A 16138-nucleotide genomic window follows, 5' to 3' on the forward strand; every position below is an offset into this window, starting at 1 on the left:
GGGGGCACGTGGCCCCTTTCTGGTTCAACGGGCCGCAGGCTCCAGTGGAGGGTAGCTGCTGGGCAAAGGGGCCAAGGCCGGCCGAGGTGCTTCGGCCTCCTGCGGCTTTTTCGCAGTGAAACGTTTCAAATCTTCCTCTGTGGCTTCCAGTTTCGGGGGCTGACCTGTCGCACGTGGGCGCACCAAGCGTCCTGCAAACTCGGACTCGCTGGGCAAGAGGTCACTTTCGATTTGATCGAGCACATCCCCCTTGAAAACGACCATGAGACGGAAACTCTGTGCAGGCACCCCTTGGCGCTTGATGCTGAAGACATAGTCCCACCGATCGGCATGGAACAAGCTGGAGACCAGGGGTGTGCCCAAGATGTCGCGCACCTGCGCTTTGACCATGCCCGGACGAAGCGCCTGACGCTGTTCCTTCGAGACAAAGTTGCCCTGCACCACTTCAGGAACGTAGGGCTTGAAAGTGTCCTGGTGGACACTGCCGCAGCCCGCCAGGCCAGCGCTCAAAACGAGACCAACAAGCCAGGCGCTCGGGAAGCGGAAAATCAGGGAAGCTGTCATGTTTGAAGAGGGCCGATATGATCGGGGCATTGTAGCGGCTGTAAGCAATTTTGTTCCGTCTGCCTTACCTCTGAGCAAACCCCATGAGTCAAATCGACGAACTGAAAAACAACGGCCTCAAAGCCACCTTGCCCCGACTGAAAATCCTGGAGGTTTTTCAAAGTGGCGCACAACGGCACATGACGGCCGAAGACGTTTTTCGTCACCTGCTGCTTGAGAACACCGACATCGGTCTGGCCACGGTTTACCGGGTGTTGACCCAGTTCGAGCAAGCGGGGATTTTGAGCCGAAACCATTTTGAAAGTGGCAAAGCGGTTTATGAGCTCAATGAAGGCCAGCACCACGACCATGTGGTGTGCCTGGACTGCGGTCGGGTGGAAGAGTTCTACGATCCTGAAATCGAGTCTCGGCAACAGGCCGTTGCACAGGCCAAGGGCTTTGTGATCGCCGACCATGCCCTGAGCTTGTACGCACACTGCACGCGCACCCCCTGCCCTCACCGCCAGCGCTGAGCGCGCAGCGGCCCTTATTCCATGGCGCGGCGCTGGCGCTCGATGAAGTCCTGGTAGGTGTCGATGCCCCGCATCTGCAAGATGGTGTTGCGCACGGCCGCCTCCACCAACACCGAGATGTTGCGCCCGGCCACCACCTGGATCACCACCTTGCGCACCGGGATGCCCAGCACGTCTTGCGTGAGCGGCTCCGAAGGCATGCGTTCGTAATCGCGGTCAAAAGTTTCGCGGCGCACCAGGTGCACGATCAACTTCAGGCGCATCTTGCGGCGCACCGCTGTCTCGCCAAAAATGGCCCGGATATCGAGCAAGCCAATACCGCGCACTTCGAGCAGGTTCTGCAGCAAATCGGGGCAACGCCCCTCGATGGTGGTCTGGTTGATGCGGTACAGGTCCACGGCATCGTCGGCCACCAGACCGTTGCCACGGGAAATCAGCTCCAGCCCCAACTCGCTTTTGCCCAAACCCGATTCGCCGGTGATCAGTACACCCATGCCCAGAATGTCCATGAAGACCCCGTGCATGGTGGTGCGGTCGGCAAAGTGTTTGGACAGATAGGCCCGCAACACGTCGATCACGAAAGCCGAAGATTGCTCGGTGGCAAACATCGGGATTTGTGCCCGCTCACACATGGACAGCAAGGCGTCCGGAGCCACTTGACCATCGGCCAGCACCAACACGGGCGGCTCCAGGGTCACGATGCGCGCAATGCGACGGGCACAGTCTTCTGGCGTGGAATTGCTCAGGTAGGCCACTTCGCGAGGCCCCAGAATCTGAACACGGTAGGGATGGATGTAGTTGAGATAGCCGACCAGATCGGCGCCTGAGCGGGCTTCGCGCACGGCGACTTCATCGAACCGGCGCTCAGAAGCGCCAAGGCCCGCCACCCACTGCCACTTGAGCTTGCCGCGGTGGTCCTCAAACAGGACGTCGGCACTGATCACGGAAGGCTTCATCGCAGCAGCTCAGGACGGGTCTGTGCTCAGACCGTTTGGGCGGACTGCCATTGGGCAATCAGTTGGTGCAAGCCCTCTTGGCTGTCACTGCCCTTGATGTTTTCCCGCAATTGGCTATCGCTCAGCAACTCGGCGATTTCCGACAAGATTTCCAGGTGCTTTTGGGTCGCCGCTTCGGGCACCAGCAAGAAAATCAGCAAATTGACCGGCTGCTCATCCGGCGCATCAAAACCAATCGGCTGCGCCAACTGGAAAACGGCGGCCATTGGCGCTTTCAGGCCCTTGATGCGGCCATGCGGAATCGCGACGCCGTGCCCCAAGCCTGTAGAACCCAAGCGCTCACGGGCGAAGAGACTGTCCGTGACCAACGCACGCGATAAGCCATGCAGATTCTCAAAGAGAAGTCCGGCTTCTTCAAATGCACGTTTCTTGCTGGTGGCTTCCACCCCGACAAGAACTTGGGCAACAGGCAATATGGATGAGAGACGATTCATGTTCGAGGCGGATTATGCACCTGTCGCAGCCCGAACGTTCGGCAGCGGCTGTCGCACCAGGAACTGCCCTGCAGCCCTAGGGGCAGCGTGGCCCTTTTGCCGGAATGAAAAAGGGCCGCTGCGAGCGGCCCTGACTTGCAGTGATCGCGCAGAGGATCACATCATGCGTTTAGGCGCACTGTGATGGTGGTCCGTGATGCGGTCCTTGTGCTTGACCACCTGCCGGTCCAGTTTGTCGACCAAGTCGTCCACAGCAGCATACAAGTCCTCATGCGCGCTCTCGGCGAACATGTCGTTGCCTTTGACATGGATGTTGCATTCAGCGCGTTGGCGTTTTTCCTTTTCCTTCTGCTTTTCCACGGTCAGCAGCACTTTCACATCGACCACCTGATCGAAATGTCGGGTAATGCGGTCCAGTTTGCCCGTCACATACTCGCGCAAGGCAGGGGTAACTTCCAGATGGTGTCCGCTGATTGTCAAATTCATAAGCTTGGCCTCCATAGATTCCGGGTAGGAAAAGCCCCTCAGAAGGGGGCAACAAACCACTTTGGGGTGTGGTTCGCCCCCACTATGCGCCCGCCTTTTGGGAAAAGCAATGCGGCCTATGGAATGCACCTAGACACCCGGGAAATTGGGCCCGAAGGGCCATTTCGGTGTTATCGTGCTGGATGAATCGGTGAGGCCCAAACGCGCTTTACGCCTGCGGTGCCCCATGCAAGCGCACCCGCCCAGCCAGCCAGACCGACACCAAGCTGGCCGCCACACCGATCACCCCTGCCACCCAGTAATTCGTCAATTGCCCATGGGCATCACGGCCAATGATGGCCCCTCCCACCATGGCTGCCAGCCCCATGGCTGCAGACTGCACGGCCGAATTGAGGGTCATGAAAGTGCCGCGCAAACGCGGCTCCACCGCAGATGAAATCAGGGCCATGCCAGGAATCATGCGACCACTCATCATGGTGAAAAATGCCGTCGAGATCAGCAGCAAGCCCGCCAAAGGCAAGCCTGCCGACAAAGTGGTGGCCATCAAAGGCAGCGCGACAGCCACCGCCAGGCGCTTGAAAATTTTGACTTTGCCTACACGGTCAGTCAGCCGACCAAACAAGCGCGCCGTCAGCAAGGTGGCCGTGCCGCCGAGCAAATACACCCAAGGCACCTGCTCGGGCTGCATGCCCGCATTCGACTGCAAATAGATGGTGATGTAAGGGATGACCGTGAAGCCCGCAAACATCATCGCGGCCGACAAGGCAAAAGCTTTCAGATGGTTGGCCTCGATCAGGACTTGGCCAATGCTGCGCCAGACGCTGGCGCGATCGGGGTGGTGCAAATGGGCATCCAACCGCGGCAAGGTTTGCCAAGCGCCGATCACCAGCACGCCCACCATGGCCGCAATGGCCATGAAGGGCGCGTGCCAGCTCAAGTGCGCAGCCAAAAACAGGCCCAGCGGCACGCCCGCCACAGTAGAGACTGAAAACGAGGTCATGACCACCCCCATGGCCCTGCCGCGCCGCTCGAACGGAATCACATCGGCCACGATGGTCTGCGACAAAGCCGACAAGACACCACCAAACACACCGGCAGCCACTCGGGCGACCATCAACCAGCCATAGGTCGGCGCCAACCCGCACGCCAGCGTTGCCAAACCAAAGAGGGTGTACATGGTCAGCAGCAAGCGCTTGCGGCTGAACCGGTCCACATAGGTGGCCGCCAGCAAACCCGATGCGCCGGCCGACAAGGTGTAGGCCGAGACCAGCACGCCGAATTCAGCGTTGCTGATGTCAAACAAGCGGGTGAACTGAGGCCCCAAGGGCATCATGATCATGAAGTCGAGAATATGGGTGAACTGGATGCCTGCAAGCGTCAGCAGCAGCCAGCGTTCTCTTCGAGGGGACAAGGAAGCGGTCATGAAGGGGTCAGAGTGAATCCATTGAATCTAACACCCCGGCCTCGGCCGCTTATTTCACAGCGCGAATTCACAGCAGTGACACACAAACGCTCAGGGCCAATGCGATAATCCGCCCATTCATTTTTTGGAGTCACTGTCGTGGACGCTACCCCGAGTCGGTAGCTTTCGGACGCCTTGAGCATTGCGCCCATCGTTCGAAAGCTGCATCCCCCTTCGCCGCCCCTTTGAACTTTTGGCAACTGGCCTTTTTTTGGATTCGCCATGCTCAACATCTTCACCCTTGCCAACGGCCGTCTCTTTCAAGAAGAGATCGAGTCACTGGAAGAACTCTCTCGCTTTCAACCCATTTGGGTTGACCTGGAATCACCCACGGTCGACGAAAAGCGCTGGATCAAACAGTATTACGGCCTGTCCATCCCTGAAGACGCGATGGACGAGGACATCGAGGAATCCGCCCGCTTCTACGAAGAAGACAATGGCGAGTTGCACATCCGCTCAGACTTTTTGATCGCCGACGAGGACGAGCCACGCACCGTGCGTTGCGCCTTCATCCTGAACCAGCACAATGCCGACCTGAAGAGCCGTGGCGTGCTGTTTTCAATCCACGACGAAGACGTACCGGTGTTCCGCTTGCTGCGCCTGCGTGCGCGCCGCGCACCGGGCCTGCTGGAAGATGCCAAGGAAGTGCTGCTCAAGCTCTTTGATGCCGACGCCGAATACTCCGCCGACACGCTGGAAGGCATTTACGACAAGCTCGAAACCGCTGGCAAAAAGGTTTTGTCAGGCGACGTGACCGATGCCATGGCCGGTGAAGTGCTGGGCGCGATTGCCCGCCAGGAAGACTTGAATGGGCGCATCCGCCGCAACGTGATGGACACCCGCCGCGCCGTGAGCTTCATGATGCGCTCGAAGATGCTCAACGCCGAGCAGTTTGAAGAAGCGCGCCAGATCCTGCGCGACATCGACTCGCTGGACTCGCACACGGCGTTTTTGTTCGACAAGATCAACTTCTTGATGGACGCCACCGTGGGTTTCATCAACATCAACCAGAACAAGATCATCAAGATTTTCTCGGTGGCCAGCGTCGCCTTGCTGCCCCCCACACTGATTGCCAGCCTGTACGGCATGAACTTTCAGTACATGCCCGAGCTGTCACAAAAGTGGGGCTACCCGTATGCACTGGCCTTGATGGCCGCCAGCGCCGTGGTGCCCATGTGGTACTTCCGTCGTCGGGGCTGGTTGAAGTAAGACGCCTTCGGTGGGGGCGTTTGTTGCAGCAGTCTGGGGGCGGGCTCCTCAGACGCAAGCTCAACGTCGTCGCCCGCCCCCAGACTGCTGCAACAAACTTTAGGCTGATCTGACGTTTTGAATGCGTCCCCGAATGCACGCTTTTCTGGCTTTACCTGTGCATCAACCACTGCGACAAGATGGCCAAGCTGTAGCGGCTGGCCACGTCGCGTATGAAGCGGTTGAAGTCAATGTGTGCATCGTCGTCTGCGCGGTCTGAAACCGTGCGGACCGCCGCAAACGGCATGCCGTAGTCCAGACACACTTGTGCCACTGCGGCCCCCTCCATCTCAACCGCCAAAGCCTCGGGCAAACTGCGCCGCAAAACCTGACTTTCGGCTGTGGTCGACACAAAGCGGTCACCACTGACGATCAGGCCCTGGTGCACCCGTGGCGCGTGCAGATGGAAATCGGCGATGGCTTGTGCGCCCAGATGTCGCGCAGGGTCTGACAACACCTGCGCGGCCGCTGCCGCCAAAGCGTGTGACAAGGCGGGGTCGGTGTCAAAGCGCGACCGTCCATACAAAGGCACCTCGTGCTTGGGGAACAAGGGCGAAGCATCCATGTCGTGTTGCAAAAAGCCACTGGCCACAACCACATCACCCACTTGTGCCTCAGCGGACAATCCGCCGGCGGCACCGGTGAACACCAGCGCATCCATCTTGAAGCGCTCCAGCAAGACCGTCGCCGTGGTGGCAGCCGCCACTTTGCCAATCCGTGACAACACCGCCACCACCTCGTGACCCTGCCAGTGGCCCACCCAGAAATCGCGGCCTGCCACGCGCACGCATTGCTCATCAGGCATGACCGCCAGCACAGCAGCCAACTCCTCGTGCATGGCGCTCATGATGCCGATCACTGCCATGGGTTCTCCATTGTCAAAATTCAAATCGCATGAAAAAAGCGGCCCATCTTGAGCCGCTTTCCAGTGTACCGGTGCTGACGCACCGCCCATTCAAGTTGACGGGCTGCGCAGCTCGCGGCGCAATATCTTGCCCACGGGTGTTTTGGGCAACTCGTCGCGGAACTCAACGATGCGAGGCTGCTTGTAGGCGGTCATGTTGGCGCGGCAATAAGCCAGAACCTGCGCCTCGGTCAACGAGGGGTCTTTGCGAACCACCACCAACTTGACAGCTTCGCCGGTTTTTTCGTCGGCCACACCAATGGCCGCGCACTCCAAAACGCCGGGGCAAGCCGATGCGACTTCCTCCACCTCATTGGGATAAACGTTGAAGCCACTGACCAAAATCATGTCTTTTTTGCGGTCCACGATTTTGAAAAAACCCCGAGCATCCACAATGCCCACATCACCCGATTTGAAATACCCATCGGCCATCATCACCTTGGCCGTCTCATCGGGCCGCTGCCAATAACCCGCCATGACTTGCGGGCCTTTGATCGCGATCTCGCCGGGCTTGCCCACCTCGGTCACATCTTGCCCCTCGTCATCAACGAGCTTCATCCAAGTGCTGGGAATCGGCACACCGATGGTGCCTGTGAATTCGGTGCTGGAGGGCGGATTGCAACTGGCCGACGGACTGGTTTCGGACAAGCCGTAGCCTTCGCAAATCGGGCAACCGGTTTTCTCCAGCCAAAGTTTGGCCACATTGGGCGTCACCGCCATGCCCCCGCCCACCGAAACCTTGAGGTTCGACCAGTTGACTTTGTTGAAATCAGGATGGTTGGCCAAACCATTGAACAAGGTGTTCACCGCAGGGAAACTGTGAAAGGTGTGCTTGGACAGCTCTTTGAGCACGGCAGGCAAATCGCGGGGATTGGGGATCAAAATGGTTTTGCCCCCGGTCCGCATGGACAACATCATGTTCACCGTGAACGCGAAGATGTGGTACAGCGGCAAAGCACACACCGAAGTGGGCTGCTCGCTCGCCGGTACACGTTTCATGACTGGGTCGTTCCAGGCCTCGGACTGCAAGACATTGGCGATCACATTGCGATGCAGAAGAACCGCCCCTTTGGACACACCGGTGGTGCCGCCGGTGTACTGCAACACGGCAATGTCATCGGGCCCAATTTCGGGCTTGCGCCAAGGCATCTTGCGCCCCTGCGAGAGGGCCTGATTGAAAGCAACCGCTTGGGGCAAGGCAAACTCAGGCACCAGCTTTTTGACTTTGCGCACCACGTGGTTGACCAGCGCGCCTTTGATCAAACCCAGGCGATCCCCCATCGAGGCCAACACCACATGCTGCACAGGCGTTTGGGCAATGCACTTTTCAAGGGTCGACGCGAAATTTTCAATGATGAAGATCGCGCGCGCACCCGAGTCCTTCAGTTGATGCTCCAACTCCCGTGGGGTGTACAGCGGGTTCACGTTCACGACCACAAAACCCGCACGCAAAATCGCTGCGACAGCAACGGGGTATTGCGGCACATTGGGCATCATGATGGCGACACGGTCACCTTTGTCCAGCCCCAGCGATTGCAGGTAAGCGGCCAGCGCTTGGCTTTCTGTATCGGTCTGGGCGTAGCCGATGCTCTTGCCCATGAAGCTGTAAGCCGTGCGATCGGCGTAGCGTGAAAAGCTCTCCTCCATCAGCCCCACCAGGGAGCTGTATTGGCTGGGGTCAATGTCTGAAGGAACGCCTTCGGGATAACTGCTCAACCAAATGCGGTCAGTGGTCATTTTTGCTTCTCCTTGAAGGGTCAGTCTATCTCACAACTGACAGCAAACTGACTCACAAAACTACTGGATTTCCCGAAGGCTCAAGCCTTCAAGGCCCCCAACACCTCGTCCAGCATTTTCTTGGCATCGCCAAACAACATGCGGTTGTTGTCTTTGTAGAAGAGCGGGTTGTCCACACCAGCGTAGCCACTGGCCATGGAACGCTTCATGACGATGCTGGTGCGGGCCTTCCAGACTTCGAGCACCGGCATGCCGGCGATCGGGCTGGTCGGATCGTCTTGCGCGGCCGGGTTCACGATGTCGTTGGCACCGATCACGATGGCCACGTCCGTGTCCGGGAAGTCGTCGTTGAGCTCGTCCATCTCGAACACGATGTCGTAGGGCACTTTGGCCTCGGCCAACAAAACGTTCATGTGGCCCGGCATGCGACCCGCCACGGGGTGAATGCCAAAGCGCACGTTCACGCCTTTGTCGCGCAGTGTCTTGGTGATTTCAAACACCGTGTGCTGGGCCTGCGCCACAGCCATGCCGTAGCCAGGCACGATGATCACGTTCTTGGCGTCGCGCAACATTTCTGCGGTCTCGGCAGCCAAGATGGGGCTGACTTCACCTTGCGGCTCGGCCGCTTCGCCCGTGGGCTTGGGCGCTGCTGCCGTGGTGCCAAAGCCACCGGCAATCACGCTGATGAAGCTGCGGTTCATGGCGTTGCACATGATGTACGACAAAATCGCGCCACTGGAGCCAACCAAGGCACCGATCACGATCAACAAGTCATTGGAGAGCATGAAGCCCGTGGCCGCTGCGGCCCAACCGGAATAGCTGTTGAGCATAGACACCACCACAGGCATGTCCGCACCACCAATGGCCATGACCATGTGGATGCCGAACAGCAAGGCGATGGCGGTCATGATGAACAAGGGCACCATGCCCTCTTCCACCGTCTGGGCGTTCATGAACTCACGACCGAAGTAAATCACCGCGATCAAACCCACCAGGTTGAGCCAGTGGCGAGCGGGCAGCAACAAGGGGCTGCCGCCGATGCGACCGGACAGCTTGCCAAACGCCGCCACAGAGCCTGAGAAAGTCACGGCACCGATGAAGATACCGATGTAGATTTCACCCGCGTGGATGGCGTGCGCTGCGCCTTCCAAATTCTTGGAAGCTTCGGGGTCCACGTAAGTGGCATAACCCACCAGCGCCGCAGCCATGCCGACCATGCTGTGCATGAGCGCCACCAACTCGGGCATTTGCGTCATCTGCACTTTGCGCGCTGCGTACAAACCGATGAGCGCGCCCACCAACACCGAGCCCACGATCATGGGGATGCCCTCGGCCGTGACTTGCGGGCCAAAGATGGTGGCCAACACGGCCAGGCTCATGCCGATCATGCCGTAGAGGTTGCCGCGCCGGGCGGTTTCCTGGTTGGACAAACCGCCCAGGCTGAGGATGAAGAGAATGGTTGCGCCGATGTAGGCGACCGTGGATAAGCTTGCGGACATTCAGGGTCTCCTTGTTCTTATTTTCGGAACATCGCCAGCATGCGCTGGGTGACGGCAAAGCCGCCAAACATGTTGATGGCCGTCAGCACCAAGGCCAAAGCTGCCAAGATGCCGATCAGCGTGTTGGGGCGTCCGGCTGCGGCCATGGGCGAAATCTGCACCAGCGCACCGATGGCGATGATGGAGCTGATCGCGTTGGTCACGCTCATGAGCGGGGTGTGCAAAGCGGGCTTGACGTTCCAGACCACCATGTAGCCCACAAAACAGGCCAACACAAACACCGTGAAGTGCGACAGGAACGCGGCCGGCGCATAGGTCCCGACCAGCACCAGCAGCACAGCAGCGACCGCCGACACGATGAGCAACTGGCCGACCGGCATGGGGCCGGATGGCTCGCCGTGGCCGTGGCCTTTTTTGGCGGCAGGCGCTGCGGCGGGTTTGGGTGCGGGCTTGGGGGCCACCACCAAAGGCGGTGCAGGCCAGGTGATTTCGCCGTCCTTGATGACCGTGAGGCCCCGAATGGCGTCGTCTTGCATGTTGACGTTGATCACGCCGTCCTTGGTCTTGCACAGCTCTTCGGTCAAGCGGAACAAGTTGGTGCCATACAGCGTGGACGACTGGCGCGCCATGCGCGAAGCCAGGTCGGTGTAGCCGACGATGGTCACACCGTGCTTGACCACCGCCTTGCCGGGTTCGGTCAGTTCGCAGTTGCCGCCTTGCTCAGCGGCCATGTCCACGATCACGCTGCCAGGCTTCATGCTTTGCACCATCTCGGCGGTGATCAGCTTGGGCGCGGGTTTGCCGGGGATCAACGCGGTGGTGATGATGATGTCGCACTCTTGGGCTTGCTTGGCGTACATCTCGCGCTGCGCGGCCTGGAAGCCTTCGCTCATGACCTTGGCATATCCGCCGCCGCCCGAGCCTTCTTCTTCGTAGTCCACCTTGACGAACTCACCGCCCAGCGAGACCACCTGGTCGGCCACTTCGGCGCGGGTGTCGTTGGCACGCACGATGGCGCCCAAGCTGGCGGCTGCGCCAATGGCGGCCAAACCGGCCACACCGGCACCGGCGATGAACACCTTGGCGGGGGGCACTTTGCCCGCGGCCGTGATTTGGCCGTTGAAGAAGCGACCAAAGGCGTTGGCAGCTTCGACCACGGCGCGGTAGCCACTGACGCCAGCCATGGAGGTCAACGCGTCCATCTTCTGGGCGCGGCTCAATGTGCGGGGCAAGGCGTCGATCGACAGCGCCGTGACCTTTTTGGCCGCGAGCTGCTGCATCAAATCGGGGTTTTGGGCGGGCCACAAGAAGCCAATCAGCGTCTGGCCTTCGTGCATCAGCGCGACCTCGTCGTGGGTGGGGGCACGCACCTTGAAGACGATGTCGCTGCCGCTCCACAGCGCCGCAGCGTTGGGGGCAATCGTGGCACCGGCATCGACGTAAGCCGCATCTGACAAGTCTGCCAACTCGCCCGCACCCTGCTCCACAACCACCTCAAAGCCGAGTTTGACCAGCTTGGTCACCACATCGGGGACGGTGGCCACCCGTTTTTCACCGGGATATATCTCTTTGGGCACGCCTATGCGCATGGTTGTTCTCCAAATATTTGTGAAATCGTGGGACTGGGGGCTTGCCGCGCCAATCGATGCTTGAATATAAACTGTAACTTACATACCCTTGATCGGGTTTATCCCCCCGTACGACGTGGCACGGCCCCGCCGATAATGAGCGCATGGATACACGCTGGAAACCCAATGTCACCGTGGCCGCCATCATCGAGAAAGATGGCCGCTACCTTTTGGTGGAAGAACAGACGCGCGATGGCTTGCGCTTGAACAACCCCGCCGGTCACCTCGACCCTTGCGAATCGCCTGCCGAGGGCTGCGCCCGAGAAGCGCTCGAAGAAACGGCCCACCCCTTCAAACCCACCGCCTTGGTCGGCGTGTATTTGTCCCGGTTTCAGCGCCCCGCCACGCAAGAAGACATCACTTATTTGCGCATGGCGTTTTGCGGCGAGATCGGTGAGCCGCAAGCAGACCGGTCTTTGGACGAAGGGATTGTGCGCACGGTCTGGATGACGCTCGACGAAGTGCGCGCCAGCGCAGAGCGTCACCGCAGCCCACTGGTTCTGCGCTGCATCGAAGACCACCTGGCCGGGCAACGCTTTCCGCTGAACATGATTTACACCGACGCCGCTGTGGCCTCTTTGCCCCCCCTCGCGGCGTGATGGACGGTGTGTGGCTTGTCACAGGCGCCGCCGCCTTTGGCGCGGGGGTCCTGAACGCCATTGCAGGGGGCGGCAGCTTTTTGACTTTTCCGGCGCTGGTTTTTGCAGGTGCCCCCCCCTTGGCGGCCAACGCCACCAGCGCTGCGGCAGTCAGCCCGGGCTATTTAGGCAGCACCTTGGGCTTCAAGGCCGAACTCCAAGCCATCCCGGGCACCACCCTGCAACGCGAGGTGGTCATCGCGGCTGTCGGCGGTCTGATCGGCGCCACCTTGTTGCTGGTCACGCCGGCCCGCTTGTTTTCGGGGCTGGTGCCTTGGCTTTTGTTGCTGGCCACAGCGCTGTTTGCACTCGGGCCGGTGATCGCGTCGCGCGGTGCGGGCCTGGGCCATCCGCGGTGGCGTTTGCCAGGGCTCCTGCTGGTGGCCATTTACGGCGGGTACTTCAACGGCGGCCTGGGCATTTTGCTGATGGCGCTGTACACCTTGACGGGTGAGTCACGCCTGAACACGGTCAACGCCCTGAAGAACCTCAATTCATTTGTATTGTCCTGGCTGTCGGTAGCCGCTTTCGCTTGGGCGGGTGCCATTGTCTGGGATCAAGCCTTGTGGATGATGGCCTTGGCCACCGCTGGGGGCTGGTCAGGTGCGCGGCTGGCCAAGCGCCTGCCTGCACGCTGGGTGCGCTGGCTGGTGATCACCACCGGACTGGTGATGAGTGCGGTTTTTTTCAGCCGTTTGGGCTGAGCTGACCCGACTTCACTGGAAGGGCACGCGCTCCCCAGCAGCCACCTGTTCGAGCCGAGCCTGCTCGGTACGGACTTTGGCAACGTACCCACCCTCTTCAAACACGGCATCACCACCCAGATAAAACTTCAAACCATCCTCGACCGAACCACCCTTGAGCTTGATGGCGTCGGCCAAAACAGCTACGCCCACACGCATGTTGGTGAGCGGATCAAATGCCGTCAGGTTGCCACCATAGGCTTGGTACCGTTTGGTGTGGATGCCGGTCATGACCTGCATCAACCCCTGTGCGCCCACCTGGCTTTGAATATATGGGTGGAAGTTCGACTCGATGGCCATGACACCCAAAATCAGGTAAGGGGCCAGTTTGTACTGCCGCCCCAGAACCTGCGCTTCCGCCACCAAGGCGGCCACAGGCTCTGGCGCGACTTTGTATTTTCGGGACAACCAACTGGCCACAGCCGCTTGGCTGGCCGGCAAATCCCGCAAGTTCATAGCGGTGGCGCGCTCGGCCGCATTTTCTGGCAACCAGGACACCAGCACCTGCCTCTCCCGCAGCCAGTTGAACAGCTTTTCTTCCGATGCCTGGAGCCACTCGGTGTTCAGCCACAAAGCCATCACACATGCAGCCACGCCCAAACCCACCATGGCCAAACCACTGTGAGTGACAAGGAACAGTCCTTGGGCAATATCGCCCAGGACGGCTCGAAGGATGGCGCACCAGGCGCAGGGTTTGGACATCGGATAAATGAAGAAAAAGGATTATAAATTTCCCGTCACCGCAGGCGCGGGATAATCCAAGCATGTCACAACTTCCTCGTGTGGTCGTCGGTTTGTCCGGCGGCGTCGATTCAGCCGTCAGCGCCTACCTGCTCAAACAGCAGGGGTACGAAGTCATCGGTATCTTCATGAAAAATTGGGAAGATGACGATGACAGCGCGTATTGCTCATCCAACATCGACTTCGTCGATGCCGCCGCCGTGGCCGATGTGCTGGGCATCGAGATCGAGCACGTCAATTTTGCAGCCGAGTACAAAGACCGGGTGTTTTCCGAGTTTTTGCGCGAATACCAGGCCGGGCGCACCCCCAACCCCGACATCCTGTGCAACGCCGAAATCAAGTTCAAATCCTTTCTGGACCACGCCATGCGCCTGGGCGCCGAGAAGATCGCCACCGGCCACTACTGCCGCGTGCGCTTGAATGAACACACGGGCCGCCACGAACTGCTCAAAGGCCTGGACCCGTCCAAGGACCAAAGCTACTTTTTGCACCGCCTGAACCAGTCCCAGCTGTCCAAAACCTTGTTCCCGGTGGGCGAGCTGCACAAGACCGAGGTGCGCCGCATCGCCGAAGAAATCGGCCTGCCCAACGCCAAGAAGAAAGACTCCACGGGCATCTGCTTCATCGGCGAGCGACCCTTCCGCGAGTTCCTCAACCGCTACATCAGCAAAGAGCCCGGCCCCATCAAAGACCCGACAGGTCGCACCATCGGCCAGCACGTGGGTCTGAGCTTTTACACTCTGGGTCAACGCCAGGGCCTGGGCATTGGCGGCATCAAGGCCAAAGGCGCGCAACGTGGTGGGGGCGAACACACGCCCTGGTTTGTGGCGCGCAAAGACATCGAAAAAAACACCCTGTGGGTGGTGCAAGGCCACGACCACCCCTGGCTGCTGTCCGAAGGCCTGACGGCCACAGACGCCAGCTGGTGTGCCGATCGACCTCCAACGCCTGGCCAGTACGCTGCCAAGACGCGCTATCGCCAGGCCGATGCGCCTTGCGAACTGCACGCAGCCGCCAACGGCGCCACAGCGCCGGCATTCGAGATGCATTTCCCGCAAGCCCAATGGGCCGTCACGCCCGGTCAAAGCGCTGTGTTGTACGACGGCGATGTCTGCCTGGGTGGCGGCGTGATCGATGCGGCAACAACGGCCCGAGGCTGATCAACCCATCAAAGCGTGGCGTGTAATTTGGCATGGATGCGGCGCGTGACCGTCCAAACCAGCCAAAGCACCAAGGGGATCATCAAGCCTGCAGCCAACTCAGGCTGAATGGGCACACCCGCCAATTTGAGTGCCTTGGCAAGGTACAACAACAAACTCACCACGTAATACGAGATCGCGGCGATCGACAAGCCCTCAACCGTCGATTGCAGCTTCAGTTGCAAACCCTGCCCCCGGGTGAGTTTTTCAAGCAACTGCTGGTTCTGGGTCTCAGTGGCGATGTCAACCCGCGTGCGCAACAAGGCACTGGTGCGGGAAATCCGCTCTGACAAAGCCGCCAACCGTTGTGCCGTGGCCGCGACCGTGGCCATGGCTGGCGACAAACGCCGCTGCATGAACTCGCCCACGGTCTGTGTGCCGTGCAACGGTCGTTCGCGCAACTCGGCAATGCGCTCGCGCACCAGGACGTCATAAGCGCGGGTGGCCGAGAATCTGTACCCGTGCTCAGCGGTCGCGCGCTCCACTTTGGCGGCCAAGCTCACCAACGCGTCCAGCAAATCCTGATCGGCAGTTTCCTTGCGCTCCAAACGGGCGGTGATGTCGGCCAATTGCGCTTCGGCTTGCGCCAGCACAGGCGACAGCTGCTTGGCCACCGGCAAACCACGCAGCGCCATCAGGCGATAGGTTTCGAGTTCAAGCACACGCTGGGAAATTCGACCTGCTCGACCTTCAGGCGTGTCAGCGGGGGCCAGCACCAACATGCGCTCAAAACCGTCGTTGCCAATGCGCCAATGTGTGAGCAAGCACGAATGCGATTGCCCATCCGAGGTATTGCCCATGCGCGAGCCAATGATGGTGCCTTCCCCCAACCAGGCTTGCGCCTTGGGCAGCCAATCGGCCGCATCCATGCCCTCGGGCAACATGGCCAAATGGATCGCCGCCACCGTCCGGCCCGGAATGCCGCGCAACCAATCCACACCGGTGGCCACATGGGGTGCCAAATCAGGCAAGACATGCCCCCACGAGGCTTGCTCAGGCAACGGCTGCACGATCGAATAGCGGGTGAACTCGGTGTGCCGCTCCCATTTGACGGTGAAGCCATCACAGCGCAAACGCAGAAAATTGCCGTTCAGCTGCTCGGGCTCCAGGTCCGCGTGCCCAGGCAAGCTGCGCAGGTGCGCCCATTCCTCCTCCCGGGTGATGCCTGCGTTGAGCACCGCCACATAAACGATCAGGGCCGGCAAGCGCACGCGAGCCGATGGGCGGGCATGGACCTCGTTGTGCAGCTGCCTACGCTGCGCATCGTCCACAGGCAAATAACGCGAATTGATTTCGTTCATGGCCCTATTTTGATCTGCGGCAAAGA

The 16138-nt window shown here is 59.9% G+C and carries 16 protein-coding genes; 5 read left to right on the forward strand and 11 right to left on the reverse strand.

Features of this window, described 5'->3' with window-relative positions; genetic code table 11:
• Positions 1-24 precede the first annotated feature (24 nt).
• A complete protein-coding gene (locus Q1W40_RS02625) occupies positions 25-564 on the reverse strand; it encodes an outer membrane protein assembly factor BamE (protein WP_300708584.1) in 540 nt (179 codons plus the stop codon).
• 83 nt (positions 565-647) lie between these two features.
• Between Q1W40_RS02625 and fur the strand changes: the two genes are divergently transcribed.
• On the forward strand, positions 648-1076 hold the full coding sequence (gene fur, locus Q1W40_RS02630; protein WP_300708586.1) for a ferric iron uptake transcriptional regulator: 429 nt from the start codon (positions 648-650) through the stop codon (positions 1074-1076).
• 14 nt (positions 1077-1090) lie between these two features.
• Here fur and hprK read toward each other — a convergent pair whose 3' ends face one another.
• The 4 genes from hprK to Q1W40_RS02650 form a co-directional block, all read right to left on the reverse strand.
• Complete coding sequence (hprK, locus tag Q1W40_RS02635) at positions 1091-2032, reverse strand: HPr(Ser) kinase/phosphatase (protein WP_300708588.1); 942 nt, start codon at positions 2030-2032, stop codon at positions 1091-1093.
• A gap of 26 nt (positions 2033-2058) precedes the next feature.
• Complete coding sequence (locus tag Q1W40_RS02640; RefSeq protein WP_300708590.1) at positions 2059-2526, reverse strand: PTS sugar transporter subunit IIA; 468 nt, start codon at positions 2524-2526, stop codon at positions 2059-2061.
• A gap of 156 nt (positions 2527-2682) precedes the next feature.
• Entirely contained in the window at positions 2683-3012 is a 330-nt protein-coding gene (raiA, locus tag Q1W40_RS02645; RefSeq protein ID WP_108324058.1) for a ribosome-associated translation inhibitor RaiA, read from the reverse strand.
• Between the two features lie 208 nt (positions 3013-3220).
• A complete protein-coding gene (locus Q1W40_RS02650; protein WP_300708592.1) occupies positions 3221-4435 on the reverse strand; it encodes an MFS transporter in 1215 nt (404 codons plus the stop codon).
• Between the two features lie 261 nt (positions 4436-4696).
• Here Q1W40_RS02650 and corA point away from each other — a divergent pair, with 261 nt between their 5' ends.
• Complete coding sequence (gene corA / locus Q1W40_RS02655) at positions 4697-5683, forward strand: magnesium/cobalt transporter CorA (protein WP_108324056.1); 987 nt, start codon at positions 4697-4699, stop codon at positions 5681-5683.
• 151 nt (positions 5684-5834) lie between these two features.
• Here corA and Q1W40_RS02660 read toward each other — a convergent pair whose 3' ends face one another.
• The 4 genes from Q1W40_RS02660 to Q1W40_RS02675 form a co-directional block, all read right to left on the reverse strand.
• A complete protein-coding gene (locus tag Q1W40_RS02660; protein ID WP_300708594.1) occupies positions 5835-6587 on the reverse strand; it encodes a 5'-methylthioadenosine/adenosylhomocysteine nucleosidase in 753 nt (250 codons plus the stop codon).
• A 90-nt stretch (positions 6588-6677) separates the two neighbouring features.
• Positions 6678-8363 (reverse strand): long-chain-fatty-acid--CoA ligase, encoded by a 1686-nt coding sequence (locus Q1W40_RS02665; protein WP_300708596.1) that lies wholly within the window; start codon positions 8361-8363, stop codon positions 6678-6680.
• Positions 8364-8443: 80 nt separating this feature from the next.
• Entirely contained in the window at positions 8444-9862 is a 1419-nt protein-coding gene (pntB, locus tag Q1W40_RS02670; RefSeq protein ID WP_300708598.1) for a Re/Si-specific NAD(P)(+) transhydrogenase subunit beta, read from the reverse strand.
• Between the two features lie 17 nt (positions 9863-9879).
• Complete coding sequence (locus Q1W40_RS02675; protein WP_300708600.1) at positions 9880-11451, reverse strand: Re/Si-specific NAD(P)(+) transhydrogenase subunit alpha; 1572 nt, start codon at positions 11449-11451, stop codon at positions 9880-9882.
• Between the two features lie 143 nt (positions 11452-11594).
• Between Q1W40_RS02675 and Q1W40_RS02680 the strand changes: the two genes are divergently transcribed.
• On the forward strand, positions 11595-12089 hold the full coding sequence (locus Q1W40_RS02680) for an NUDIX hydrolase (protein WP_300708602.1): 495 nt from the start codon (positions 11595-11597) through the stop codon (positions 12087-12089).
• Entirely contained in the window at positions 12089-12832 is a 744-nt protein-coding gene (locus Q1W40_RS02685; protein WP_300708676.1) for a sulfite exporter TauE/SafE family protein, read from the forward strand. Before Q1W40_RS02680 ends, Q1W40_RS02685 begins: the two co-directional genes overlap by 1 nt.
• Positions 12833-12844: 12 nt before the next feature.
• Here the strand turns inward: Q1W40_RS02685 and Q1W40_RS02690 are convergent, their stop codons facing one another.
• The gene (locus tag Q1W40_RS02690; protein ID WP_300708604.1) at positions 12845-13573 is read right to left on the reverse strand and encodes a lytic transglycosylase domain-containing protein; all 729 of its coding nucleotides are present in this window, start codon (positions 13571-13573) and stop codon (positions 12845-12847) included.
• 62 nt (positions 13574-13635) lie between these two features.
• Here Q1W40_RS02690 and mnmA point away from each other — a divergent pair, with 62 nt between their 5' ends.
• A complete protein-coding gene (gene mnmA / locus Q1W40_RS02695; RefSeq protein ID WP_300708606.1) occupies positions 13636-14772 on the forward strand; it encodes a tRNA 2-thiouridine(34) synthase MnmA in 1137 nt (378 codons plus the stop codon).
• An 8-nt stretch (positions 14773-14780) separates the two neighbouring features.
• On the opposite strand, the gene Q1W40_RS02700 is transcribed toward mnmA, so the two are convergent.
• Positions 14781-16112 (reverse strand): DUF3422 domain-containing protein, encoded by a 1332-nt coding sequence (locus Q1W40_RS02700; RefSeq protein ID WP_300708608.1) that lies wholly within the window; start codon positions 16110-16112, stop codon positions 14781-14783.
• Positions 16113-16138: the final 26 nt, after the last annotated feature.

Source organism: Limnohabitans sp., assembly GCF_030158565.1.
Classification (GTDB): Bacteria; Pseudomonadota; Gammaproteobacteria; order Burkholderiales; family Burkholderiaceae_C; genus Limnohabitans_A.